Origin of the sequence: Vibrio intestinalis (assembly GCF_025195085.2) — a bacterium.
Taxonomy (GTDB): domain Bacteria; phylum Pseudomonadota; class Gammaproteobacteria; order Enterobacterales; family Vibrionaceae; genus Vibrio; species Vibrio intestinalis.
In genome coordinates, this window is the sequence record NZ_JANAVY020000001.1 from 615,328 (window position 1) to 639,378 (window position 24,051).

23 protein-coding genes are annotated in these 24,051 nt (G+C 44.2%); 13 read left to right on the top strand and 10 right to left on the bottom strand.

Going from position 1 to position 24,051, the window contains the following annotated elements:
• Positions 1–192: 192 nt before the first annotated feature.
• From torA to torE, 3 genes are read right to left on the bottom strand one after another with little or no spacing between them, the layout of a single operon-like run.
• Entirely contained in the window at positions 193–2,649 is a 2,457-nt protein-coding gene (gene torA / locus MU515_RS02660) for a trimethylamine-N-oxide reductase TorA (RefSeq protein ID WP_260258828.1), read from the bottom strand.
• A 24-nt stretch (positions 2,650–2,673) separates the two neighbouring features.
• Entirely contained in the window at positions 2,674–3,858 is a 1,185-nt protein-coding gene (torC, locus tag MU515_RS02665; RefSeq protein WP_260258829.1) for a pentaheme c-type cytochrome TorC, read from the bottom strand.
• A gap of 50 nt (positions 3,859–3,908) precedes the next feature.
• Entirely contained in the window at positions 3,909–4,085 is a 177-nt protein-coding gene (gene torE, locus MU515_RS02670) for a trimethylamine N-oxide reductase system protein TorE (RefSeq protein ID WP_260258830.1), read from the bottom strand.
• 439 nt (positions 4,086–4,524) lie between these two features.
• Between torE and MU515_RS02675 the strand changes: the two genes are divergently transcribed.
• Positions 4,525–5,316, top strand: coding sequence for an ABC transporter permease (locus tag MU515_RS02675; RefSeq protein ID WP_260258831.1), 792 nt, complete (start codon positions 4,525–4,527; stop codon positions 5,314–5,316).
• Between the two features lie 212 nt (positions 5,317–5,528).
• Positions 5,529–5,690 carry a hypothetical protein gene (locus tag MU515_RS02680; RefSeq protein WP_260258832.1) on the top strand — a complete coding sequence of 54 codons (162 nt, stop codon included), beginning with the start codon at positions 5,529–5,531 and terminating at the stop codon, positions 5,688–5,690.
• Between the two features lie 77 nt (positions 5,691–5,767).
• Here the strand turns inward: MU515_RS02680 and focA are convergent, their stop codons facing one another.
• A complete protein-coding gene (gene focA / locus MU515_RS02685) occupies positions 5,768–6,625 on the bottom strand; it encodes a formate transporter FocA (RefSeq protein ID WP_260258834.1) in 858 nt (285 codons plus the stop codon).
• A gap of 384 nt (positions 6,626–7,009) precedes the next feature.
• Between focA and MU515_RS02690 the strand changes: the two genes are divergently transcribed.
• Positions 7,010–7,240 (top strand): TIGR02647 family protein, encoded by a 231-nt coding sequence (locus MU515_RS02690; protein WP_260258835.1) that lies wholly within the window; start codon positions 7,010–7,012, stop codon positions 7,238–7,240.
• A gap of 53 nt (positions 7,241–7,293) precedes the next feature.
• Here MU515_RS02690 and MU515_RS02695 read toward each other — a convergent pair whose 3' ends face one another.
• Complete coding sequence (locus MU515_RS02695; RefSeq protein ID WP_260259172.1) at positions 7,294–7,722, bottom strand: PACE efflux transporter; 429 nt, start codon at positions 7,720–7,722, stop codon at positions 7,294–7,296.
• 90 nt (positions 7,723–7,812) lie between these two features.
• Between MU515_RS02695 and MU515_RS02700 the strand changes: the two genes are divergently transcribed.
• From MU515_RS02700 to MU515_RS02710, 3 genes are read left to right on the top strand one after another with little or no spacing between them, the layout of a single operon-like run.
• The gene (locus MU515_RS02700) at positions 7,813–8,706 is read left to right on the top strand and encodes a LysR family transcriptional regulator (protein WP_260258836.1); all 894 of its coding nucleotides are present in this window, start codon (positions 7,813–7,815) and stop codon (positions 8,704–8,706) included.
• 29 nt (positions 8,707–8,735) lie between these two features.
• The gene (locus MU515_RS02705; protein WP_260258837.1) at positions 8,736–9,557 is read left to right on the top strand and encodes an NAD(P)H-binding protein; all 822 of its coding nucleotides are present in this window, start codon (positions 8,736–8,738) and stop codon (positions 9,555–9,557) included.
• 4 nt (positions 9,558–9,561) lie between these two features.
• The gene (locus MU515_RS02710) at positions 9,562–10,203 is read left to right on the top strand and encodes a YdcF family protein (RefSeq protein ID WP_260259173.1); all 642 of its coding nucleotides are present in this window, start codon (positions 9,562–9,564) and stop codon (positions 10,201–10,203) included.
• A gap of 36 nt (positions 10,204–10,239) precedes the next feature.
• Here the strand turns inward: MU515_RS02710 and MU515_RS02715 are convergent, their stop codons facing one another.
• From MU515_RS02715 to clpS, 3 genes are all read right to left on the bottom strand, one after another.
• On the bottom strand, positions 10,240–10,890 hold the full coding sequence (locus MU515_RS02715; RefSeq protein ID WP_260258838.1) for a hypothetical protein: 651 nt from the start codon (positions 10,888–10,890) through the stop codon (positions 10,240–10,242).
• Positions 10,891–10,987: 97 nt separating this feature from the next.
• On the bottom strand, positions 10,988–13,258 hold the full coding sequence (gene clpA, locus MU515_RS02720) for an ATP-dependent Clp protease ATP-binding subunit ClpA (RefSeq protein ID WP_260258839.1): 2,271 nt from the start codon (positions 13,256–13,258) through the stop codon (positions 10,988–10,990).
• A gap of 44 nt (positions 13,259–13,302) precedes the next feature.
• Positions 13,303–13,623 carry an ATP-dependent Clp protease adapter ClpS gene (gene clpS, locus MU515_RS02725; protein ID WP_260258840.1) on the bottom strand — a complete coding sequence of 107 codons (321 nt, stop codon included), beginning with the start codon at positions 13,621–13,623 and terminating at the stop codon, positions 13,303–13,305.
• A gap of 463 nt (positions 13,624–14,086) precedes the next feature.
• On the opposite strand from clpS, the gene cspD reads away from it, so the two are divergent.
• On the top strand, positions 14,087–14,308 hold the full coding sequence (gene cspD / locus MU515_RS02730; RefSeq protein WP_260258841.1) for a cold shock domain-containing protein CspD: 222 nt from the start codon (positions 14,087–14,089) through the stop codon (positions 14,306–14,308).
• Between the two features lie 61 nt (positions 14,309–14,369).
• On the opposite strand, the gene MU515_RS02735 is transcribed toward cspD, so the two are convergent.
• Complete coding sequence (locus MU515_RS02735; RefSeq protein ID WP_260258842.1) at positions 14,370–16,595, bottom strand: NADP-dependent isocitrate dehydrogenase; 2,226 nt, start codon at positions 16,593–16,595, stop codon at positions 14,370–14,372.
• A 289-nt stretch (positions 16,596–16,884) separates the two neighbouring features.
• Here MU515_RS02735 and MU515_RS02740 point away from each other — a divergent pair, with 289 nt between their 5' ends.
• The 3 genes from MU515_RS02740 (at position 16,885) to MU515_RS02750 (ending at position 18,964) form a co-directional block, all read left to right on the top strand.
• Entirely contained in the window at positions 16,885–17,571 is a 687-nt protein-coding gene (locus tag MU515_RS02740; RefSeq protein WP_260258843.1) for a pseudouridine synthase, read from the top strand.
• Between the two features lie 257 nt (positions 17,572–17,828).
• Positions 17,829–18,554 (top strand): GGDEF domain-containing protein, encoded by a 726-nt coding sequence (locus MU515_RS02745; RefSeq protein ID WP_260258844.1) that lies wholly within the window; start codon positions 17,829–17,831, stop codon positions 18,552–18,554.
• Positions 18,551–18,964 (top strand): BLUF domain-containing protein, encoded by a 414-nt coding sequence (locus MU515_RS02750; RefSeq protein ID WP_260258845.1) that lies wholly within the window; start codon positions 18,551–18,553, stop codon positions 18,962–18,964. Before MU515_RS02745 ends, MU515_RS02750 begins: the two co-directional genes overlap by 4 nt.
• A gap of 69 nt (positions 18,965–19,033) precedes the next feature.
• Here MU515_RS02750 and aspS read toward each other — a convergent pair whose 3' ends face one another.
• On the bottom strand, positions 19,034–20,824 hold the full coding sequence (aspS, locus tag MU515_RS02755; RefSeq protein ID WP_260258846.1) for an aspartate--tRNA ligase: 1,791 nt from the start codon (positions 20,822–20,824) through the stop codon (positions 19,034–19,036).
• Positions 20,825–21,098: 274 nt separating this feature from the next.
• Here aspS and MU515_RS02760 point away from each other — a divergent pair, with 274 nt between their 5' ends.
• From MU515_RS02760 to cmoB, 3 genes are all read left to right on the top strand, one after another.
• Positions 21,099–21,980: a DUF72 domain-containing protein gene (locus tag MU515_RS02760; protein WP_260259174.1), complete on the top strand. Its 882-nt coding sequence runs from the start codon at positions 21,099–21,101 to the stop codon at positions 21,978–21,980.
• 120 nt (positions 21,981–22,100) lie between these two features.
• Positions 22,101–22,838, top strand: coding sequence for a carboxy-S-adenosyl-L-methionine synthase CmoA (gene cmoA / locus MU515_RS02765; RefSeq protein ID WP_260258847.1), 738 nt, complete (start codon positions 22,101–22,103; stop codon positions 22,836–22,838).
• A gap of 97 nt (positions 22,839–22,935) precedes the next feature.
• On the top strand, positions 22,936–23,907 hold the full coding sequence (cmoB, locus tag MU515_RS02770) for a tRNA 5-methoxyuridine(34)/uridine 5-oxyacetic acid(34) synthase CmoB (RefSeq protein ID WP_260258848.1): 972 nt from the start codon (positions 22,936–22,938) through the stop codon (positions 23,905–23,907).
• The last annotated feature ends 144 nt before the right edge of the window (positions 23,908–24,051 follow it).

Genomic DNA, 24,051 nt, shown 5'->3' on the forward strand with positions numbered 1-24,051 from the left:
ACACATTGATCCATTTAAAAGTATTACAGCATTGGCCTAGTTTGATGTCTATTTTGTCATTGATGCAAAACGTTAGGTAATTCACGTTTCAAATCGAATAGTCAATAAGTACCAGCTCTCATCAAAGAATAGATAAAAAAATACCAGCCCGAAGGCTGGTATTAGCAATCACAGTATTTGAAGATTCAAAAACTAGTTGATTTCGATTGGACCACCGAATGACGTTACTGGTGGCACTTTACCGCGGAATTTCTCGAATTCTACGATACAAGTGTTTGCAGATGTCGCCTGAGCTAGCTCAGATGAACCGATGTCCATTGTCAGCGTGTTTGGATCGCCGTAAGTACAGATCGCGCCTTCTTTCTCATTTAGAGGGCCGTACCATGCACCTTCTTCGATACGAATTACGCCACGTGGGTAGCTGTCAGTCAGTACAGCACCAGCAAGCAGTTGACCACGGTCGTTGTACACTCGTACTAGATCGCCGTCTTTAATGCCTTTCGCTTTCGCGTCTGCTGGGTTGATGTACACCGGCTCACGACCTTTCACTGCGTAAGTTGCACGGAACTCTTCCGATTCACACATTTGCGAGTGAAGACGCTTGTCTGGGTGACATGATTGTAGCCAGAACGGGAATTTGTCTGAACCAGGACCACCGTGTGAACGTTCTGTCTTCTCGAACCACATCGGGTGCTCTTGACAGTGTTCGTAACCGTAGCGACCAATCTTACGTGAAGTAATTTCGATAAAGCCTGATGGCGTACCTAGTGCGTTGATCTCTGGGTCTTTACGGAAATCCGCGTGACGAACCCAAGGTTGACCAACACCAAAGTCTAGAACGCTCTCTTCCCAGAATTGTTCAAACTCTGGCATATCGAACTTCGCTTTGTTCGCTGCACGACAATCATCGTATAGAGAACGAACCCATTGCATTTCATCCATACCACGAGTGTACTCGTTGTGACGGCCGAAGCGACGTGTTAGCTCTGTAAAGATGTCAAAGTCAGTCTTAGATTGGAACAATGGATCCACTAGACGGTGCATTGCGATCAGACCTTTACCTGAGTAAGAACCGTAAACGTCAATGTCGTTACGCTCGAACTGAGTACACGCAGGAAGAACGATGTCTGAGAAACGACAAGTCGCTGTCCAAGCAAATTCAATCGTTACTACTGTTTGTAGCTGTTTGAATGCCTTCTTCATGCGGTTACGGTCTTGGTGGTGGTGCCACGGGTTGTTACCCGAGATAACCATCATCTTGTAGCCAGGTAGTTTAACTTTAGAGCCGTTGTAACGAATCTCTTTACCTGGTTCTAGTAGACAGTCAATCCAGCGTGCAACTGGGATTGTCTTACTAAAGCCGTTGAAGTCGTTGTTGTCCCACTTAGGCTTGTCATCTGGGTTACGAGGGAAACCGCCAGGTGCCGCGAAACCAGTTGAAGGAACACCGATACCTGAGTAGTGGTGACCGTAAGAGATACCGCCGCCTGGTAGACCAATTTGACCAACCATTGCTGCAACTACCGCTGCTGCCCAGTAAGGCTGCTCACCGTGCTCTTGACGTTGAATACACCAACCCATCAGGATCTGTGTACGACCGTTCACTAGCATGCGTGCAAATTCGCGAATCTTATCCGCTTTAACGCCACAGATTTCCGCTGCCCACTCAGGAGTCTTAACCACTTTATCTTTGGTTTCACCCTGAACGTACTTGATGAAATCATCGAAGCCTAGACAGTAAGTCTTGATAAACTCTTTGTCGTGTAGGTCTTCATTGTATAGCACGTGCGCTACAGCAAGCATAAACGCCACGTCTGTCATCGGGTTGATGTACAGGTGATCGTTTTCAAGGAAACGCTGAGTTTTGTTCTTCACTGGGTCAACAGAAAGAACATTGATCTCGCCTTTCGCGACTTTCTCTTTTAGCTGCTCTAGGTATGGGAACGATTGGTGCGTCTCACAGTTCCAACCTACTTGTAGGTTTTTCACTGGATCGTTTGCCCAAAGAACGATGTTGTCAGAGTTCTCTAGGATCTCAGACCAAGAAGTACCTTGTGCGTATACTTCTGTTGAACCAAGAACGTAAGGCAGAATTGTCTGACCAGCACCCGTCGAGTAGTCACCTACTTTCGTGATGTAGTTACCGTGCATGCCTACAGCGCGTTGCATGTGGCTAGTACAGCTGTGGAACTGACCAGTTTGACGCCAGCCTGTTTGACCTGCGTGCAGTGCCCAAGGACCGTAATCTTTTTGTACGCGCTCTAGCTCGCGGTAGAACAGATCAAGAGCTTCATCCCAAGTAACACGGATGAAACGGTTGTCACCACGTGTTTCAGCACTGTATTTGTGCTTCTTAAGCCAATCAAGGCGAACCATTGGGTAACGAACACGTGAAGGGCTGTAAATAATACCCTTGATGCCGTTGATCATATCTGTCGGGTTAGTATCAGACTCAAGAGGTTTAATCTCTTGCACTTTACCCGCATAGATGTGGGCGCGGAATGCGCCCCAGTGAGAACCTGAAACTTTCCAAGTACCCGTTGTTTCTGCTGCGTTTGCAGATGCTGATGCCAATAAGCTTGGACCAATTACTGACGCTGCACTTGTGGTTGCTACACCTTTAAGAAAACTTCTTCGTGTAATAGCCATTATTATTACTCCGTATGACGCTTATTAGTGGTGACCTTCAACAAAATCTGAAGAGTGCTTTTGTAGGTACTTAAGTACTAGCGCTTCGCTGTCTGTGTCTAGGTTAACGAATGCAAGCATACCGTTAAACATACCTGGCCATGTGTTCGCATCGAAGTGCGCTTCGTCTGGCTGAGTGTGACATACAGAACAGTTAGTGTTGTACGAATCGCTCGCTTTCTCCCAGATTGGAGTCACGTCGTTAAGCATCGCTTCTTTCTTCATCCAAACTGTTGCAGTGATTTTTTCCCAAGGCAGACCAGTAAGCTCGTCCACTTTCTTCTCGCCTTTTACTACTACGTCGTCGCTCAGTGCCGCTTCTTTAAGTAGAGAGCCCACCGCGATGTTCATACCGAAGTCTTCTTGGATTACACGACCAAAGCCTTTTGCTTTACGCCAGCCGTCAATCTCAACTTTCATCATGTCGCCGTTGTCTTCAAGCATAGTTACAGTAGATGCAGGGTTTAGGAGACCCGCTTCTTGTGTACCTTTGTCATCGAAGTACATAGGAAGGTGGCGAACACTCACAAGCGCATTACCTACTGAGTAGTCTGTGCTTGACGCTAGTTGCTCTAGCTCACCAACGATACCGCCGATGCTGTCCATACCCGCAGGAAGTTTGTGCGCGATACCTTTGTGACAGTCGATACAGCTTTGATCTTTCTCTGCCGCTTGCTTCATTTGAATGCGAGCAGTTGGAGACATTAGATCAAAGTCCATTGATTCGTAGTTGTGACAGTTTTTACACTCAAGAGATTTGTTTGCCGAGAAACGATCCCATTCGTGTTTTGCTAACTCGATACGACGCTCTTCAAAAACGCCTTCTTCATCGTAGTTGCCAAATACTTGTGCGAATACTTCTTTAGAAGCCTGCATCTTACGTGCAATTTTGTCTGTCCAGTTGTGCGGTACGTGGCAGTCAGGACATGTTGCACGAACACCAGAGTGGTTTTTCCAGTGAACAGTTTCTTGAAGCTCAACGTATACATTGTCACGCATGGTGTGACAGCTAATACAAAATTCTTCTGTGTTAGTCGCTTCTAAAGCCGTATTAAAACCACCCCAGAAAACAACACCAGCAACAAAGCCGCCCATAGTCAGCACACCAAGGCTGATATGAACCGCAGGACGCGTCATAGTGCGCCACAGTTTAATAATCATATTTTTCATGACTTGCTCTCTTAAAATTCTAATTTATAAGTGCGGTCGGAGGTCAAGGCTTAACCGTGAACGCCTGGAGGACCAAAGAAGAACACTTGTAGCGCCCAGACGATAAAACCGTAACCGCCTACGAATGCCACACTTAGAATTGGAAAAAGAACAACTGTGATGAAGAGGAAAGACTTCCACTCCAGCGAAGATTTCTCGCCTTTTTCAATTTTGTTAACATCACTCATACATTTGCCTATTGCGTATTTAGTGTTATTGGATAGCTCTTATAATCAAGCTATAAGTTTGACTATTTCTATTGAAAATTTTAGACCATACCAATAGTAGGGTTCAATCAATTACTCCCTTATCCCACCTGTTATCCCATACTTTTTTGAGGTCATCCAAATATGTGTTTGAATAAAAAATCATGTATAAAAAAGCGTGCATTTGTGACAATTTATGAATAACACTAAAGGGGTAATTCACCCTCTTTTTGCGAGTCAAATCTCGCAGAAAACAGGCCATCACAATCAGTTAAAAGGCAATAATTTTCATTCAAAAACAACAAACTGTTATAAAAATGTAAACTATCAGCATAGCGTAATTTAGCTCGTTCGCTAATTTGTTTTCCGGGATAATTCTTAACTTGAGGTACAATACAAAACGGTAAATTGGAGAGATTTTATGACCACTGTTGTCGATATTCCTTGGACCGTTTTAACACTGTTTTTTACAACACTCGCCATACCTTTAGGGCTAAGCCGTTACTATCAGCTAAAAATCGAAAACGAGCTGTTGATCAGCGTTGCACGCATGACGATTCAGTTGATTTTAGTCGGTGTGTATCTAGAGTTTTTGTTTGAGCTAAATAGCCTATCAATCAATTTATTGTGGCTTTTAGCGATGATATTGATTGGGGCAATCTCGATTGTGGGTAAAGCTCAACTGCCTAAAAAACCGGTTCTTGGTTCGGTGGCTCTGGGACTATTTATTGGCCTAACGCCGGTGCTTTTTCTCATCTGCCTAGCGGTTGTGAAACCTACCCCATTTTATAACGCACAATATCTTATCCCTTTAGCAGGAATGTTACTTGGCAACTCACTAAGCGGGAATATCGTCGCTCTACAAAACCTATTCACCAGCTTTGAACAACGTAAAGCAGAGTATGAAGGGGCGATTTCACTCGGTGCTTCACCTCGTTATGCCACCTTACCCTTTGTGCGTGATGCCATTAGAAAGTCCATCGCACCTTCTATGGCAACCATGAGCACCAGCGGCTTGGTGACTTTACCGGGGATGATGACAGGGCAAATATTAGGTGGAGCAAGTCCTATGGTCGCCATTAAATATCAGCTCATGATCATGATCGCTATCTTCGTGATGTCAATCGTCGCAGTTGCAGTCACCTTAAGCCTTACCATCCGCAACAGCATTACCCCAAGTGGCCGAATACTCATAACAACGAACAAAAACTAACCAGTCTTTTTACCTAACCACGGTATTTATAAGGTGTTATCCACAGAATCTGTGGATAACACTGTAACAGTATTGAAGATAACTCTACTGCGAGAATTCATTAGCCGCCCTTTCCCGAATGAAATTGTTCACTTTTACGCCACATAACTGTCATTCAATCGTCAAAATCGCTTTTTAAACTCACGAAAATGTCGGATTAAGAGGACGATAAAATGCAACAGGGACAACACGACATCACATCAGACAATATGAGCAGAAGCCTGTTATTGGCCGAATTAGAACAAGAAGATCAGAATAACTGGTTGGTGACTGAGCCAGCAGAGATCCACACTGACAACTTCATCCCAGAGCTCGGACTATTGGACTATCATTGACCCCACCAGCAAGGCTTAGGCCAAAGCTCAATACAAACCGCAAATACAAAAAAGGCTCGCATTGGCGAGCCTCATTTCTATACTAGGTGTTGGTCGTCACGTAGGTAAATCAGCCAGTACCACATTCCGACAAACAAACCACCACCAATAATATTGCCAAGAGTCACCGGGATAAGGTTGTTAACGAGAAAGCCGAGCAGATTCAAATCCGCGTAATCGGCAATGTTAGCACCGGTCATTTGCCAAAACTCAGCAGGCGCAAATGTCTTGATAGCGATCGCCATTGGCACCTGAAACATGTTTGCAATGCAGTGTTCAAAACCCGCAGATACAAACATCGCAACTGGCAAAATCATCACCATGATTTTATCTGTAAGTGTGCGGCCACTGAACGTCATCCAAACCGCAATACACACTAGCACATTACACATAATGCCTAGTGCTACCGCTTGGAAAAATCCATGATGCAATTTGTGCTGCGAAATCGCCATTGCATTCAAACCCACTTGGCCATGGTCAAACATATATTGCTTGGTTACTACCATGCACAGCACAAGCAATAACGCACCGATACCATTGCCGATGTAGACAACAAACCAGTTCTTAAACAACGTTTTCCAAGAAATTTTTCCACTTGCCCTCGCGACAAGAGTCAGTACCGAACTGGTAAAAAGCTCTCCACCTGTTACCACCACTAAGATCAAGCCTAAGCTAAAAGCAATGCCGCCTATCAAGCGTGTCATACCCCAAGCCATCTCCGATGTTCCGGTGGTGACCGTGGTATAGAAGATAAATGCGATGCCAATATGAATGCCAGCAGAGATCGCGAGTAGAAATGATTTAACCGGATCTTTGGTTGCTTTACCAAGGCCAATTTCGGCCGCGCGCTCCGCCATTTGTGGTGGGAGCAATGAATCAAACTGGTTAAGGTTCATGTTAGTGTAACATTTTGAAACAGGTAAATAGGAGGGCGCGGATAATCACTCGTATTCAGCATTTATTCAAGCACTAATTTTGGTGTTAACTAAAAATGTTTTTTACGAGAAGACAAACTAGACTTATCAATGCCGACATTGCGATCAAAATAGCTAAACGCACTGTATCAAAATCTAATTATATTTAGATTAATCATGACTTTAGTTAAAAAGCTAATTTTAGAAGTTTGCACTTTAAGCTCATTAGGCTAATTTTTCATATTAAAAGCAATTTTTATGCAAAAATCTGCTTTTTTGCATTAGCTAACACTTCTCTCATATCAAGATTGTCGAATCACGTCGTTCGCAGTACTTTGGATAGGAAGACAAAATAAGGAATCTCTTATGAAATACTTGCCAGAACATCTTTCTGAACTCAATTTGCTACTGCAATTCGATATTAGTAGCTCCGCAACTGGCATTAAGGTGCACAACGATGCATCAGAAGAAATGCAAAAAGCCGTAACAAAACTCTACGAAAAAGGACTATGTACATTGCCTGATGGCGGCTACCTGACTGATGAAGGTATTGAAGTCGCAGAACATGCAGACAAAATTCTTCGTGTATTAAAGTAATAGACACCGACGGAAAAAGCACCGCAATGCGGTGCTTTTTTTATTGAGTTAACTTAAGCTTGTCTCTTGCTTGCAAACATCCACTTATAAGGTTGTAAACGGTCATACAGCCAATTAAATCCTGTCGCGTAGAAGAAGAAAAAGACTAAAAAGCCTGCCTCTAACAACAAAGCGGCACCAATTGAAATTTGCAGAAACCAAGCTATCGTTGGCACTGTTAGGAAAATCAAACCACCTTCAAATCCAAATGTATGCCCCACCCTTAACTTAAATGAACGATTGGCACGGTCATAACCAAACCAACGGTCAAACCAAATGTTGTAAAAATAGTTCCATACTACGGTGAACAAGCTCAGGCCAATACCGACAACGGCAAGTGACCCAGTCGCTTTGCCCGTAATCATGGCCGCAGAAGGAATGATTATCGCTAGTGCCACTGCTTCAAATGTAATTGCGTGGAAGATTCGTTCTTTAGTTTGCATCATGGTTCTCTAAATTATGCTCTATCAATAGACGCTATTATCATCTCGATATAAGATACTAGAAAGTCAGATACCATCAGCAAAAGTGATATGTTTAGTATTGAGCAATTGGATGCCTTCATTCAAACCGTCGAGCAAGGTTCATTTTCTGCAGCCGCACGCAAGCTAGGTAAAGTTCAGTCTGCCGTCAGCCAACATATAATGAACATGGAAATAGACTGCGGCTATGAGCTGTTTGATCGCTCTGGCCGTTATCCTCTATTAACAGCGCAAGGTTCTCAGCTTCTTCCTCACGCTAAAGCGGCAGTCATCCAGCATCGAAGATTGATTAACTGCGCCCACCAACTCGATGGCAGACAATATCAAGACATCACTTTGGCCGTTGATGAAGGTATTCCAATGAGTCAACTCTCCATTGCGCTGCAAAGCGTAAGCGAACAGTTTCCGATGATTCATTTTGAATGCTTGAGTGCGTCAAGCATCGACATTCTCCAATTGGTTAGAGATCGCCGTGCGACGATGGGCATCATGTTTAGCGAGGCAAGCCTCGATGAATCCATAGATTTTGAAGGACTAGGCAATGTCGCATTTGATGTTTACGTTGCGAAGCAGCATCCACTCGCATCGCTCACCATTCCACACCTCGATGCCTTGAGGCTGCATCGACAAATCGTAATTCGTTCGAAATCTAGCGAGATGAGCAGCTTTCAAAAAGCCCATAGTCCAGACGTGTGGTATGCCGATAGTCACTATGTATCCCTTGAGCTTATCTCTAATGGCTTTGGATGGGGGATGCTGCCAATCCATATCGCACAACCAGCCTTAGAAGCTGGGCTATTGGTCCGAGTAAAATCTCAATTTGAGAACCTTACTTGGCATGCGAATATCGATATCGTACAGCACCAAAGCGTTAGCAATTGCGCCGCGCATAAGTGTTTGCGTAATAGGTTAACTAAGCTACATAATGAATCAGCTACACAATGAATCATCGTGACAGGGAGTGGAGAAAGGGAATGAAAAATATCGTCATCGTCGGTGCAGGCTGGTTAGGCCAGCCTCTTGGCCACTGCTTATCTAACTTAGGCCATTCAGTCATCGCTACCCGCACAACTCAGCATGGCTGTGATGAAATCACTCAATCAGGTTTGAATTCGGCTCTGCTCAATCTTAACAATCCGCTAGAAGAAATCCGTACCGCTATAGCCCCGCTTAATGCTGAGCTGTTATTTGGCTGCTTTCCCCCTGGATTTCGCAAAGGTAATGGCGACCAATACGCGCAACATTGGCTGAAGTTGGTCTCCGCAGCAAAAGCCAGTAAGGTCAAAAAGATTGTGATGATAAGCTCCACCACGGTTTATCCCAATCAACCAAAAGATATGTCCGAAGAGTGTGCCAGCTTAGACAAGGCTACCGACAATCCGGATTTTTCCGATAATGCCCGCGTGATGCTGCTAGCAGAGCAACACCTGATTAACAGTGGTTTAGATTACACCATCATTCGCTGTAGTGGCCTGATTGGCCCTGAGCGCCACCCTTCTCGCTTTGTAAGCAAACTGCGCCAAGTCAGCACACAAGCACCGGCGAACATGCTGCATCTCAACGATGCCATTGGTATCTCAGTGTTTGCTGCGTCACACTTTAGCCAGCAAATCATTAATGCCACAACGCCAAACACCACCAATAAAGCCGAGTTTTATCAAACTGCGTTAGAGCGAATGCAAAGTGAAGACACTTTACCAGAGACTGTCTCTGTTGCTGACAAACGAATTATGGCCGACAAAGCCATTGATCATGGCTATCGATTCCACTTTCAACACACGTTAGAAACTATTTGAGGACATTACGATGCGTCTGTTCGAGCATATAGAAAATTTGTGGCAATACATGCAGCTAAACCACCACATAGAGAAAGCTGACTGCATTTTCGTACTGGGCAGCAATGATCCTCGTGTGGCTGAACATGCTGTCAATCTCTATCACCAAGGTATGGCTGAATATCTGATTTTCTCCGGTGGTTTTGGCCGTTTGACTGAAGGGGTATTTGATCAAACAGAAGCAGAAACGTTTGCTGCCATCGCAAAGGACTTGGGTGTACCTGCAGATAAGATCATTCTTGAAAACCAAGCAACTAACAGCGGTGAAAACGTCATCTTAACTGCACAAATGCTAGGAAAGCTTAAACTCGATTTTCAGCGCTTCATCTTGGTTCAAAAACCTTACATGGAGCGCCGTGCCTACGCGACGTTTATGAAGCAATGGCCAAATGCTATCGAAAGTGCCACCGTCACTTCTCCTGCTTTGTCTTTCGTTGATTACTTCAATGAAGATATTGATTTGTGTATGGCGTTGGAAGCAATGTTAGGCGACTTTGAACGCATTAAAATATACCCAGAGAAAGGATTTCAGATAGAGCAACCCATTCCGGGTGATGTAGAAGAGTCCTATCAATTCATCTCTTTACGACTTTCCGCCTATCGATAATGAAAAAAGCCAGAGCAATTGCTCTGGCTTCTACTTTTAGTTTGTATTTTTTTCTATGTCATCAATGAGGGTATTTACTAAAGCCTCAACAAATGGAAGCTCATCTTCTTTGTCTCTTAAACCACCACCAATAATCTTCAAACTAGATGCAAACCCAGGCTTATAGACCAAATTATCTCTAGATACTACAGTCTTCATTTCCTGACCTTGTGCTAGTTTGATCTGATACTCAAATTCTGGGGCTGCTAACGAATCACTAGGAAGTGGAGTGGCATCACCTAAAAATCGACGGAAATAATCGACATTTATCACAATCGAGTCGGCCTCTGGCGCTGTAGACAGTAATTGTTTTTCTTTAAGCTTTGTCTTTAGTAAGGATGTTACAAGTGACGTTAACTCCTCTTGAGTGTGATACTTAATTTCAGGCGTATGTTTGAACGTAAGATTTAAATCTAGTTCTTTAACGTTTATAGCGGAAGACAGAGTAACAGTTTCCGCAGCAGGTTGTTGCGGAGTACCGCCACACGCAATTAATCCAACTGAAGTGAGAGCAATGACCAAGATTCTGGCTGCAAGCTTTTTCATTTTATAACTTTCCTTAGCTTTTATATTTAGGAGATTAATTAATACAAAAGTATTAATTTGATATCCAGATACTAATCCATTCTCATCACCTAAATAAGACATCAGTCGCATATAAAACAACAGCTGTTATACACTTTACCTAAGAGCAAAAACAAAAAAGCCAGAGCAATTGCTCTGGCTTTACGTTATCGAGTTCGAATTAATGCACTGCGGCTTCTTTCTCATTCATGAAATCAAACTCTAACTTATCTGACTTCAGAGTGACCTTCACCGTACCGCCATCGACCAATTCACCAAACAGTAATTCGTTTGCCAATGGTTTTTTGAGCTTATCTTGAATCACGCGTCCCATCGGACGAGCACCCATCGCTTTGTCGTAACCTTTGGCGGCAAGCCACTTACGAGCGTCATCTGAGATCTCAAGCGATACGCCGCGAACATCAAGCTGAGCTTGCAATTCAACAATGAATTTATCCACCACTTGGTGAATAACATCTTCGCTCAAGCTATTGAACCAAATGATATTATCCAGACGGTTACGGAATTCAGGTGTGAACACCTTCTTAATTTCCGCCATCGCATCATGGCTATGATCCTGTTGGATAAGACCAATGGATTTCTTCTCAGTCTCTTGAACACCCGCGTTGGTTGTCATTACAAGAATAACGTTTCTGAAATCCGCTTTACGACCATTGTTGTCTGTGAGAGTACCGTTATCCATCACTTGCAGTAGCAAATTGAAGATATCTGGGTGCGCTTTTTCAATCTCATCAAGCAGCACGACAGAATGCGGATGTTTAATCACAGCGTCTGTTAACAGACCACCTTGATCGTAACCAACATAACCCGGAGGCGCGCCAATTAGGCGGCTAACTGAGTGACGCTCACCGTATTCCGACATATCAAAACGCAGTAGTTCAATACCCATCAACTTAGCAAGCTGAACCGTCACTTCTGTTTTACCTACACCCGTTGGGCCAGCAAACAAGAATGAACCAACAGGTTTGTTGTCTGCACCTAGGCCTGCGCGAGTTAGCTTAATCGCTTCGCTCAACACATCGATGGCATTGTCTTGACCAAACACCAACATCTTCATCTTCTCATCAAGAGACTGAAGGATCTCTTTGTCGGTAGATGACACTGATTTTTCTGGGATGCGAGCCATCTTAGCAACCATAGCTTCAATATCAGCCACACCAACTGTTTTCTTACGACGGCTAGCAGGAGCAAGACGACTGCGTGCGCCCGCTTCATCGATAACATCGATGGCTTTATCTGGCAGGTGACGCTCATTAATGTACTTGGCTGACAATTCTACCGCAGCGCGCAGCGCTTTATTGGTGTAGCGAACTTCATGGTGCGCTTCATATTTCGGTTTCAAACCAATTAGAATCTTAGTGGTGTCATCTAATGATGGTTCAACCACATCGATTTTTTGGAAGCGGCGAGATAGCGCGCGCTCTTTTTCAAAAATCGTGCTGTATTCTTGATAAGTAGTCGAACCAATACAGCGTAACTTACCGCTGCTCAGTAGCGGTTTAATTAAGTTCGCGGCATCAACTTGACCACCAGATGCTGCACCAGCACCGATAATGGTATGAATTTCATCGATGAAGAGAATCGCATCCTCTTCTTTTTCAAGCTGTTTAAGAATGGCTTTAAAGCGCTTCTCAAAATCACCACGATATTTTGTACCCGCTAATAGCGAGCCAATATCTAGTGAATAAATGATGCTATCTTTGATGATCTCTGGCACTTGGCCTTCAACAATTCTCCAAGCTAGACCTTCAGCAATGGCGGTTTTACCTACGCCAGCTTCACCAACCAATAGCGGGTTGTTCTTGCGACGTCGGCAAAGCACTTGAATGGTGCGTTCTAGCTCTTTGTCTCGACCAATCAGCGGATCAATTTGACCTTTTTTCGCCACTTGGTTGAGGTTTGTAGCAAAACTTTCTAAACGCTCTTCTGAGCTGTTATCTTCGCTTGGTGCTTCGCTACCGAATGATTCAGAAGATGAGTCATCCGCTTCACCAGTCGTTTTTGAAATACCGTGAGAAATAAAGTTCACAATGTCTAAGCGGCTAATGTCGTTCTTTTTCAGCAAGTAGGCTGCATGAGACTCTTGCTCACTAAAGATCGCCACTAAAACATTGGCGCCTGTCACTTCACTGCGACCAGACGATTGAACATGGAAAACGGCACGTTGAAGCACTCTTTGAAAGCTAAGAGTTGGCTGGGTTTCACGTGTTTCATCGTTTTCTGGGATAAGAGGAGTCGTTTGATCAATAAATACGTCTAGCTCATTACGCAAAGCGTCTATATCAGCTTGGCACGCAGTCAGTGCATCTCGCGCGGCATCATTCTCTAGCAACGCTAGTAGGAGGTGCTCGACGGTCATAAACTCATGTCTTTTATCTCGTGCACGGGCGAACGCGCCGTTGAGACTCGATTCTAATTCTTTATTCAGCATAAGGACCTCCTCAAAGAACAACTAAAGGGTTGTTCGGACAAGCGCTAAGCTTGCTCCATAGTGCAAAGCAGTGGGTGCTCATTTTCCCTTGAATACATAGTAACTTGCGCTACTTTGGTTTCTGCCACTTCCGCAGTGAAAGTGCCACAAATGGCCTTCCCTTCGTAGTGAACCTTGAGCATAACTTGTGTCGCTTGATCGATATCCATAGAGAAAAATCGCTCTAGAATCTCGATAACAAAATCCATCGGTGTGTAGTCATCGTTATTCAAGATAACGTGATACAAAGATGGCGGTTTAACTTCTGTTTTCTCTAACTCCAGTAGATCTGAGTCTGGAGTTACCCATTCAAAATGCTTGCTCATGATTAATCGTTGTTTAGAAAGTAACTGTGTTTAATTTTAACACTTCACCGTACGGAAATATTGGATAGAACTCTAGTAAGAGTAAAAAAAGCCCAAGCATTTCAAAGCCCATACTTAGAGACTAATGCAGCAATTGTATCGCTGCAAATAAAAGATTTCTATCTCGCAGCAAATACATGACAACTGATTAAAAACACATCAAATCACCCTAAAATTATTCAGTTTTTCTTAAGCAAATAGTGAAATCAGTTACAAATATGTAAACTTTGGGATGATTTTGTTTGTAAATAATTAGTAAGTAATACCTTTTTACTATTGACTGTCCCTAATCATTGACTACATTGGTCAAATAGTGACTAAAAATTTGGCAGCGTCTGAATTGTTATTCACTAAACCATCAACAGCACAGGAGTGTTGTTGAGTTAACAACATCAGTAAACAAAATGCATGAGGGATGTATAGCATGGCTACAGGTACAGTAAAATGGTTTAACAATGCCAAAGGATTTGGTTTCATTTGCGCAGAAGGTGACGACAGTGACGTTTTCGCTCACTACTCCACAATCCAAATGGATGGCTACCGTACACTGAAAGCTGGTCAACAAGTATTTTTTGAAGTAGAAGAAGGTCCTAAAGGATACCACGCTAGTGTAGTAACACCGCTGGAAGCAATGCCAGCCAAATAATCGCTGCCAATGTCGAACAAAAAACCCGCCTTTCGGCGGGTTTGTTATTTTTACGATTCTATTAACCGTTGATGATAGCGTTGAGTGTAGCGCTTGGGCGCATCAGTAGTGCGGCTTTATCAAATACCAGTGCGTAGTAACCACCTAAATCGCCAACAACACCTTGTGCACCGTTTAACTCAGCAACGATTGCATCTTCTTTTGATGCAAGAGCTTGTGCGATTGGAGCAAACTCAGCCGCTAGATCCGCATCTGCGGTTTGCGAAGCTAGTGCTTGTGCCCAGTAGGTAGCTAGGTAGTAATGGCTGCCTCGGTTGTCCAACTCTCCCACTTTACGCGAAGGAGACTTGTTGTTGTCCAAGAACTCACCGGTCGCCTTATCCAGCGCATCAGCCAGTACTTGAGCTTTTGCATTACCTGTTACCGTGCTGAGGTGCTCTAGCGAAGCCGCTAATGCTAAGAACTCGCCTAAAGAGTCCCAACGTAAGTGGTTTTCTTTTTCAACTTGCTGAACGTGTTTCGGTGCCGAACCACCCGCACCTGTTTCAAACAGGCCGCCGCCATTCATCAGTGGAACAACCGACAGCATTTTCGCCGATGTACCAAGCTCTAGGATTGGGAACAAGTCAGTGAGGTAATCACGCAATACGTTACCTGTTACTGAAATCGTATCTTCACCGCGCTTAATGCGCTCTAAAGAGAACTTACACGCTTCAAGCGGTGCAAGGATCTTAATCTCTAGGCCATCTGTATCGTGGTCAGGTAAGTAAGCATTAACTTTTTGGATAAGCTGAGCATCGTGAGCACGACTTTCATCCAACCAGAATACCGCTGGCACACCTGTAGCGCGTGCACGTGTTACTGCTAGTTTCACCCAATCTTGGATTGGTGCGTCTTTCACCTGACACATACGGAAGATGTCGCCTTCCTCAACAGCTTGCTCAAGTAGCACTGCGCCTGCTGCATCAACAACACGTACAGTACCTGCCGCATCGAGAATAAAGGTTTTATCGTGTGAACCGTATTCTTCAGCTTTTTGAGCCATTAGGCCAACGTTTGGCACACTACCCATAGTGGTTGGGTCAAATGCACCATTCTCTTTACAGAAATCAATCACAGCTTGATAGATACCTGCGTAGCTACGATCTGGAATCATTGCCTTGGTATCTTTCTGCTTGCCATCTGGGCCCCACATTTGGCCTGATGCACGTAGCATTGCAGGCATAGAAGCATCAACGATGATGTCACTTGGCACATGAAGGTTAGTGATACCACGGTCTGAATCTACCATTGCCAATGGTGGCTGAGTTTCGTAAACCGCTTGCAGCGCTGCTTCAATCTCAGCTTTTTGCGCAGCTGGTAGGCTTGCGATTTTCGCGTAAACATCGCCAATACCGTTGTTTACATCCACGCCCAGCTTATCAAATAGCTCGCCGTATTTTGCAAATACGTCTTTGTAGTAAACCTTAACCGCATGACCGAAGATGACAGGATCCGACACCTTCATCATGGTTGCTTTCATATGCAGAGAAAGCAGAACATCTTTCTCTTTCGCGTCTGCGATTTCCTGCTCGAAGAACTCAAGCAGGGCTTTTTTGTTCATGACTGAACTGTCGATGATTTCTTTATCTTGCAGTGCGAACGGCGCTTTCAGTTCTTTAGATGAACCATCTGAACCAACAAATTCAATTTTAACTTTGGTTTCACCAGAAACGGTGTGTGATTTTTCACTACCAAAGAAGTCACTGTCAGACATGCTAGAAACATGCGACTTAGAGTCTGCTGCCCATGCACCCATTGAGTGCGGATTTTTCTTCGCGTAGTTTTTAACTGAAAGTGGCGCTCGACGGTCTGAGTTACCTTCACGAAGCACTGGGTTAACCGCACTACCTTTAATTTTGTCGTAAGTTGCTTTAATGGCTTCTTCTTCGTAAGTGCTCGGCTCTTCCGGGTAATTTGGTAGATTAAAGCCTTTGTCTTGGAGTTCTTTGATCGCCGCTTTTAGCTGTGGAACTGATGCTGAAATATTCGGTAGCTTAATGATATTAGCTTCAGGTGTTTTTGCTAACTCACCTAGCTCAGCAAGTGCGTCGCCAATGCGTTGTTCTTCTGTTAGATGTTCTGGAAAGTTGGCGATGATTCGCCCTGCTAGAGAGATATCACGAGTATCAACATCAATACCTGAAGAAGCGGTAAACGATTGAATAATCGGTAACAGCGAATATGTCGCTAATGCTGGCGCTTCATCAGTGATGGTGTAAATAATTGTAGGTTTTTCTGTAGGCATGAAATTTCCCTATTGTTCTTACAAAGCCTGTCGGATGAATGGCTTTGCCTTTGTGGTCGCTTACAAGCTAATTGCTTCATCCCCTCACTTGTCTGCGTTTTGTGTCTCTTTTTATCGCTGTTTACTCAACAGCATCCTTGAGAGCGTTTCGTTATAATTAAACAAAATCGATAGAATAGTCTATTATCTTGTGCGCCATTCCAGTTTTTGGCGCGCAAATAATAGCTTAAAGCGACTTTTCTTTAAACTAATTGGCACACTTTATTTACATTTTTGCAGGGTAGTTAACATGCAATCTCGCTCGCGTCGTGAGTCATCCCATACATCTTCTAAGCCACCAGCTAAGCGTTTCAAACGAAATGGCCCTGCTAGACCACACTCTTCAACTCATCGAAGAAAAAAGCCAAGTGCAAATAAACCCAAGGTGACTGCCGAAGATCGTAAAGTGATTATCTTTAATAAGCCTTTCGACACGTTGAGCCAATTTACCGATGGCGACGGACGCAAAACATTGGCTGACTTTATTCCAGTGAAAGAGGTTTATGCCGCAGGTCGTCTTGACCGTGACAGTGAAGGCCTAATGGTATTAACCAACGACGGGATTCTACAAGCCAAACTTACCCAGCCTGAATCAAAATCTCCCAAGACCTATTGGGTTCAAGTGGATGGCGCACCAAGCGAACAAGATTTAGATAAATTGCGCAAAGGAGTTGAGTTAAAAGATGGCATGACCTTACCCGCTAAAGTCGAAGTCATCGAACAGCCACAAGTTTGGGAACGTAATCCGCCTGTGCGTTTTCGCGCCAATATCCCAACGACATGGTTGGCCATCACGATTATTGAAGGTCGTAACCGACAAGTTCGCCGTATGACGGCCAACATTGGCTTCCCTACCCTACGTTTGATTCGCCATTCGATGGGTAACATAAAGCTCAGCGATCTTCAGCCGGGCGAATGGCGAGAAATAAAAATCTAAATCGCTTACCTTTAAACGCTTTCAAATGCCGCGCAATATCGCGCGGCATTATTGTATCGAGCATAGTTAATGTCGACTTTTCAGCTCATCGACAGTCCATTGTTCATTAATGACCAACCTAATCAGCCCTTTACTCCAAGTCTGCTTTTGTCTCAAAAATAATCTCTTTCTCTCACTGCTCTCTCTACTATACTCAACTGAACGCGCACAATTGCGCTACTAGACGTGTATCGGATCGCACTACTCTAACAAAGAAAATGAACAATCAATTAATCAAACAATGTTCAATGATCAAGGATTATCTGCAAGGGAACATAGACGATATTGAGCTGAATGATATTTGCTATTCCTACGATATCCTTTGCTACCTGTTAAGTGACAAAGGGAGTCACGACAAACTCATTGACCAACACGAAATTACTAACAGAACTATCGACAAGAAAATCGACATCATCTACCACTCGGCTAAATTTGCTTTTGATTTAAATGTCGATGCGAATACCTATCGCAACATGGGAATCAAATACATTGAACTACTGCGATTCAACACCAGTATAATGAAAGACATCACCATGAAAGATAATCTGACTGGTGCACTTACCTTCAATTACCTCAAGTCACTCGAAGAACGACTCTCCAAGGAGCACTTCATGTGCTTCTTCTTTGACTTAGATGGCTTCAAACTGATCAACGATACCTACGGGCACGATTACGGCAATCGCGTTCTCAAATCTTTCTCAGCGGCACTTGAACACAGTGTCCGCATCAATGACTTAGTGTTTAGGTACGGTGGTGATGAGTTCATCATTATTTTGCTGAGAAATCACATCGAACCACATCAACTTATCAATCGCATTAACGACCATCTAGACGATGACATTGCGTACAGTGTGGGCTGGGCATACAACGAGGATCTAGACCTATTTAAAACAATTAAAGTCGCCGACTCCTTAATGTATAAAGACAAAAGGAAAGTAACATGAAATTCGTTCTCTACAGTAGCGATTCAAAGCTAGGTAACATCGACATTAACTCACTTCTTAAAGCGGCCATCGAAAAGAACTCAAGGCTAGGTATTACTGGATTTTTGATGTCTCATTCATCCGGTTTTATTCAATATATCGAAGGGGATGAAAAAGAGATAGATGAGCTTTATGCGGTGATTTCCCAAGATCCTCGCCACACCAATGTCACTACGTTACTTGAATCTGAACTCTCTGACCGTCTATACCAAGAGTGGGATATGGGCCATGTCTACATTGATGACGATGAAATGGTTAACATGCTAATGCAAACCAACAAGTTAAAGTGGTTTGAATACCTAAAAGAACGAACTCTATTCCTCTACCCTAACGAGTTTAAGAATGAACACTCGGCAAGCAGCGCTAGTTAATTCTCAAAAAACAAACATAAAAAAAGCCACTTGCGAACAAGTGGCTTTCCAATTTGATAACGCCGAGAATTATTCTGCGTCTTTCTCTTCCGCTTTATCTTTTGCAACGGTTACTGCAATTGCCAGCTCATCAAGTGATGCTGGGTTAGCAAGACTTGGCGCGTCTGTTAGTAAACAAGAAGCATTGGTTGTTTTCGGGAACGCGATAACGTCACGAATGTTCTCTGTACCACAAAGCAGCATTACTAGACGGTCAAGACCGAATGCTAGACCTGCGTGCGGTGGTGTACCGAACTTAAGTGCATCTAGTAGGAAGCCAAACTTAGCTTGTTGCTCGTCTGCTTCGATACCTAGGATATCAAATACCGCTGATTGCATTTCTGCGTTGTGGATACGTACAGAGCCACCACCAACTTCATAGCCATTTAGAACCATGTCGTATGCGTTAGAGTTTGCAGCTGCAGGGTTCGCTTTTAGCTCTTCTGCTGTCACACCTAGAGGAGATGTGAATGGGTGGTGCATTGCGTGTAGGTTACCTTCGTCGTCTTCTTCAAACATTGGGAAATCAACAACCCATAGCGGTGCCCATGCAGACTCATCTGTTAGCTCTAGGTCATTACCTAGTTTCAGACGCAGTGCGCCTAGTGCTTCAGATACAATGTTAGCTTTATCTGCACCAAATAGAATGATGTCGCCAGATTCTGCGCCAGTGCGCTCTAGAATACCGTTGATCACTTCTTCGTTTAGGAACTTAGCCACTGGAGACTGGATACCTTCCATGCCTGCTGCACGGTCGTTAACCTTCATCCATGCTAGACCTTTCGCGCCGTAGATACCTACGAACTCGCCGTAGCTGTCAATCTGCTTACGAGTTAGCTTAGCGCCACCTGGTACGCGGATTACTGCAACACGGCCTTTCTCGTCGTTAGCAGGACCAGAGAATACTTTGAACTCAACGTCTTTCACTAGGTCAGCAACGTCTACTAGCTCTAGTGGGTTACGTAGATCAGGCTTGTCAGAACCGAAACGACGCATCGCTTCAGAGAATGGCATGATTGGGAACTCGCCTAAATCAACGTTTAGCAGCTCTTGCCACATGTCACGAACCATTTTTTCAGTGGTTGCGCGAACTTGTTCTGCGCTCATGAATGAGGTTTCGATATCGATTTGAGTGAATTCTGGTTGACGGTCAGCACGCAAGTCTTCATCACGGAAACACTTAACGATTTGGTAGTAACGGTCAAAACCAGACATCATTAACAGCTGTTTGAATAGCTGTGGAGACTGAGGAAGCGCGTAGAACGAACCTTTGTGAACGCGGCTCGGTACTAGATAATCACGTGCACCTTCTGGCGTCGCTTTAGTTAGTACTGGTGTTTCAATGTCTAGGAAGCCGTTGTCATCCAGGAAACGACGAACAAAGCTCGATGCTTTTGCACGTAGCTTAATACGGTCACTCATTTCAGGACGACGTAGGTCTAGGTAACGGTACTTTAGACGCTGCTCTTCAGAGTTCTTTTGGTTGAAGTCTAGAGGCAGAACATCGCTGCGGTTGATGATTTCAAGACCTTTAGCCAGAATCTCAACTTCACCCGTTGCCATGTCTTTGTTTACTTGGCTGTCTGGACGAACACGTACTTCACCCGTTAGTTTGATACAGAATTCATTACGAAGTGTGTTAGCCACTTCATACGCATCTGCCATATCTGGATCAACAACTACCTGAACGATGCCTTCACGATCTCGCATATCGATAAAAATAAGACCGCCTAAATCACGGCGACGGTTAACCCAGCCGCAAAGTTCTACAGTTTGTCCTGCAAGGGACTTGTTCAGGTGACCACAGTAATGGGTACGCATAATGAAATTCCCAATCTCTCTAATATTGTTAATACCATCTGCCGAACATCTTTTTCCGACAGATCAAAGTTCCATTTATACGCTGAAAGTCATGGAAAATCGACCACTCAACATACAATTTATTGCGATTTATCTTGCTTTGGCGTTTTTTAGCACAACAAGTGTTCAAAAAACTAACCCAAGCAAGAAAAGTTGGCGCGATTATAGCTCGAAACTGTTCCAATCTACAAAACTCTCGTAGAGTATACCCAAGGAAATTGACGACTGACTGATGATGGACTCTTTACCGCTTCGACTTGGCTTGACTATGTGGTCACACAACAACTGGCAACAGGGCTTTTATGGCTCTGGCACTAAGCCTGCACAAAGGTTAGCTAAATATGCTCAGGTATTTCACACTGTAGAGGGCAATACCACTTTCTATGCGACACCTAACAGCCAGACAGTGAATAATTGGAAAGACGCCACCCACGAGCAATTTAGATTTACCTTCAAGCTACCCAAAGCGATTACTCACCAGCAAATGCTGCGCGGCTGCCAAGCACAACTAAAAGAGTTCATGCAAATCATGGCACCTTTGCATGACCGAATTGGCCAATGGACGATTCAATTGCCCGCGGCATTTGGCCCCGAGCATTTGCCCCAGTTAAAACGTTTCTGTGAGCTCTTCCCGCCGAGTTTTCCGATTGGCGTTGAAGTTCGACACCCTGAATTTTTTGCTAAAGGGGACGCAGAAAAAACACTTAATCAATGGCTGATTGAAAAAGGCTATGACCGCATCATTATGGATAGCCGGCCAGTGTTTTCTGAAGTGGCAAAGCCCGAACACCCTCATTACGAATCATTGCTTGATGCGCAGCAGAAAAAACCTCGCGTGCCCGTCCATGCTATCGCTACGGCAAAGCAGCCGATGATTCGCTTTATCGGCTACCCTGAAGCGGAGAAAAATATCGAGTTTTTCAAACCATGGCTGAGTAAATTACCGCAGTGGATTGAGCAAGGCATGACACCGTATATCATGATCCATACTTCTGACAATGTGGTCGCGCCAGAGCTTGCGTTACAACTTTATCAACAACTGCAAAAACAGACTGCCCTGCCCGATTTGGCGGAATTTCCGGCTCTGGCGGGCAACAATCAAATCAACATGTTTTAGCCAAACTGGCAGGCTTAGGTATAAAGCATGACATGGCGCTGTTTTTCTCTTAAAATACGCGCCTTTTTTAATGTCTGTCGCCCAGCTAAAAATATTGCTAGGCAGAATGAGAAACGAGTTATGAATCCAAAAAGCAATCCAGATACCATTTTTTCGGCGCCAATCGACAAAATTGGTGATTTCACGTTTGATGAGCGTGTAGCGGAAGTTTTCCCGGATATGATTCAACGTTCTGTGCCGGGCTACAGCAACATTATCTCGGCGATTGGTATGTTGGCGGAGCGCTTCGTCAAGCCGCACAGCAACGTCTACGATCTTGGCTGCTCTTTAGGTGCAGCGACGCTTTCTATGCGCCGTCATATCAACCAAGAAGGTTGCCAGATCATCGCGGTCGATAACTCGTCAGCAATGGTTGAGCGCTGCAAGCTGCATGTTAACGCTTACCGCAGCGATACCCCAGTTGATGTAGTGGAAGCAGACATTCGCAACATCGAAATTGAAAATGCTTCTGTGGTGGTATTGAACTTCACCCTACAATTCCTATCGCCAGAAGATCGTTACATCCTGCTAGAGAAAATCTACGCTGGCCTGCGCCCAGGTGGCATTCTTATTTTGTCTGAAAAGTATGTGTTTGAAGACCAAGTATCGAATGAGCTTTTGATCGACCTTCATCACGATTTCAAACGAGCAAACGGCTACAGCGAGCTAGAAATCAGCCAAAAACGCAGCGCGATTGAAAACGTCATGCGCCCAGATTCTAAAAAAGAACACAAAGAGCGCTTTGCGAAAATCGGTTTCACCAGCTTTGATGTTTGGTTCCAATGCTTTAACTTTGGCTCAATGTTCGCGATAAAATAATCGACGTTCAATCAGTACGATGACGTAGCCTGTTTCCTCAATATAGGGGAAACGCAAAATGACACTTTTACATAATTAACTCAGCGATAAACTCACTATGTTTGACTTTGCAAATTTCTACCAACTTATTGCCCAAGACACCCGTCTTCAGCCATGGCTAAATGTATTACCTCAGCAGCTAACGGATTGGCAAAACGCAGAGCACGGTGACTTTGGTCGTTGGGTTAAAGCACTGAACAAAATTCCACAAGGTGCGCCTGATCAGATTGACATCAAAAACTCTGTCACTCTGACCAATGACACCCCGTTCCACACTGGTGAACAAAAGAAACTGGAAAACTTACTGCGTACTTTCCACCCATGGCGTAAAGGCCCATATACAGTGCACGGCATTCATATTGATACAGAGTGGCGCAGTGACTGGAAATGGGATCGCGTGCTTCCGCATATCTCTCCACTAAAAAACCGAAGTGTGCTTGATGTAGGCTGTGGTAACGGCTATCACATGTGGCGAATGCTGGGTGAAGGTGCGCGTTTAACAGTGGGTATTGACCCATCACACCTATTCCTCATTCAGTTTGAAGCCATTCGTAAACTGCTGGGAGATGACCAACGCGCTCACTTACTGCCACTTGGCATTGAACAACTACCTAAACTAGAAGCTTTCGACACAGTATTTAGCATGGGTGTGCTTTATCACCGCCGCTCGCCACTCGACCATCTCATTCAGTTAAAAGATCAGCTTGTTTCTGGCGGTGAACTGGTGCTTGAAACCTTAGTCATCGAAGGCGACGAAACCTCAGTGCTTGTTCCGATTGATCGTTACGCTCAAATGCGCAATGTTTACTTCTTCCCATCAGCAAAAGCGCTGAAAGTATGGCTAGAACAAGTGGGCTTTGAAGATGTGCGCATCGTTGACGAAAACGTAACGTCTACTGGCGAGCAGCGCACAACAGAGTGGATGACACACAACTCACTGCCTGATTACCTTGACCCGAACGACCCATCAAAGACTGTGGAAGGTTACCCAGCGCCGCGTCGAGCAATCCTAGTGGCGACGAAACCATAAATTTGATCATGATTTTCTCTCTACACGAGATAATTGGTCGCTAAAGTTGAATCACTCCTACACATTTGACATTGATTTAACGTACAATTCTGGCCAGATGTTTAATCTATCCTAAAAAATAAGGATGCATTTTTTGCATCCTTA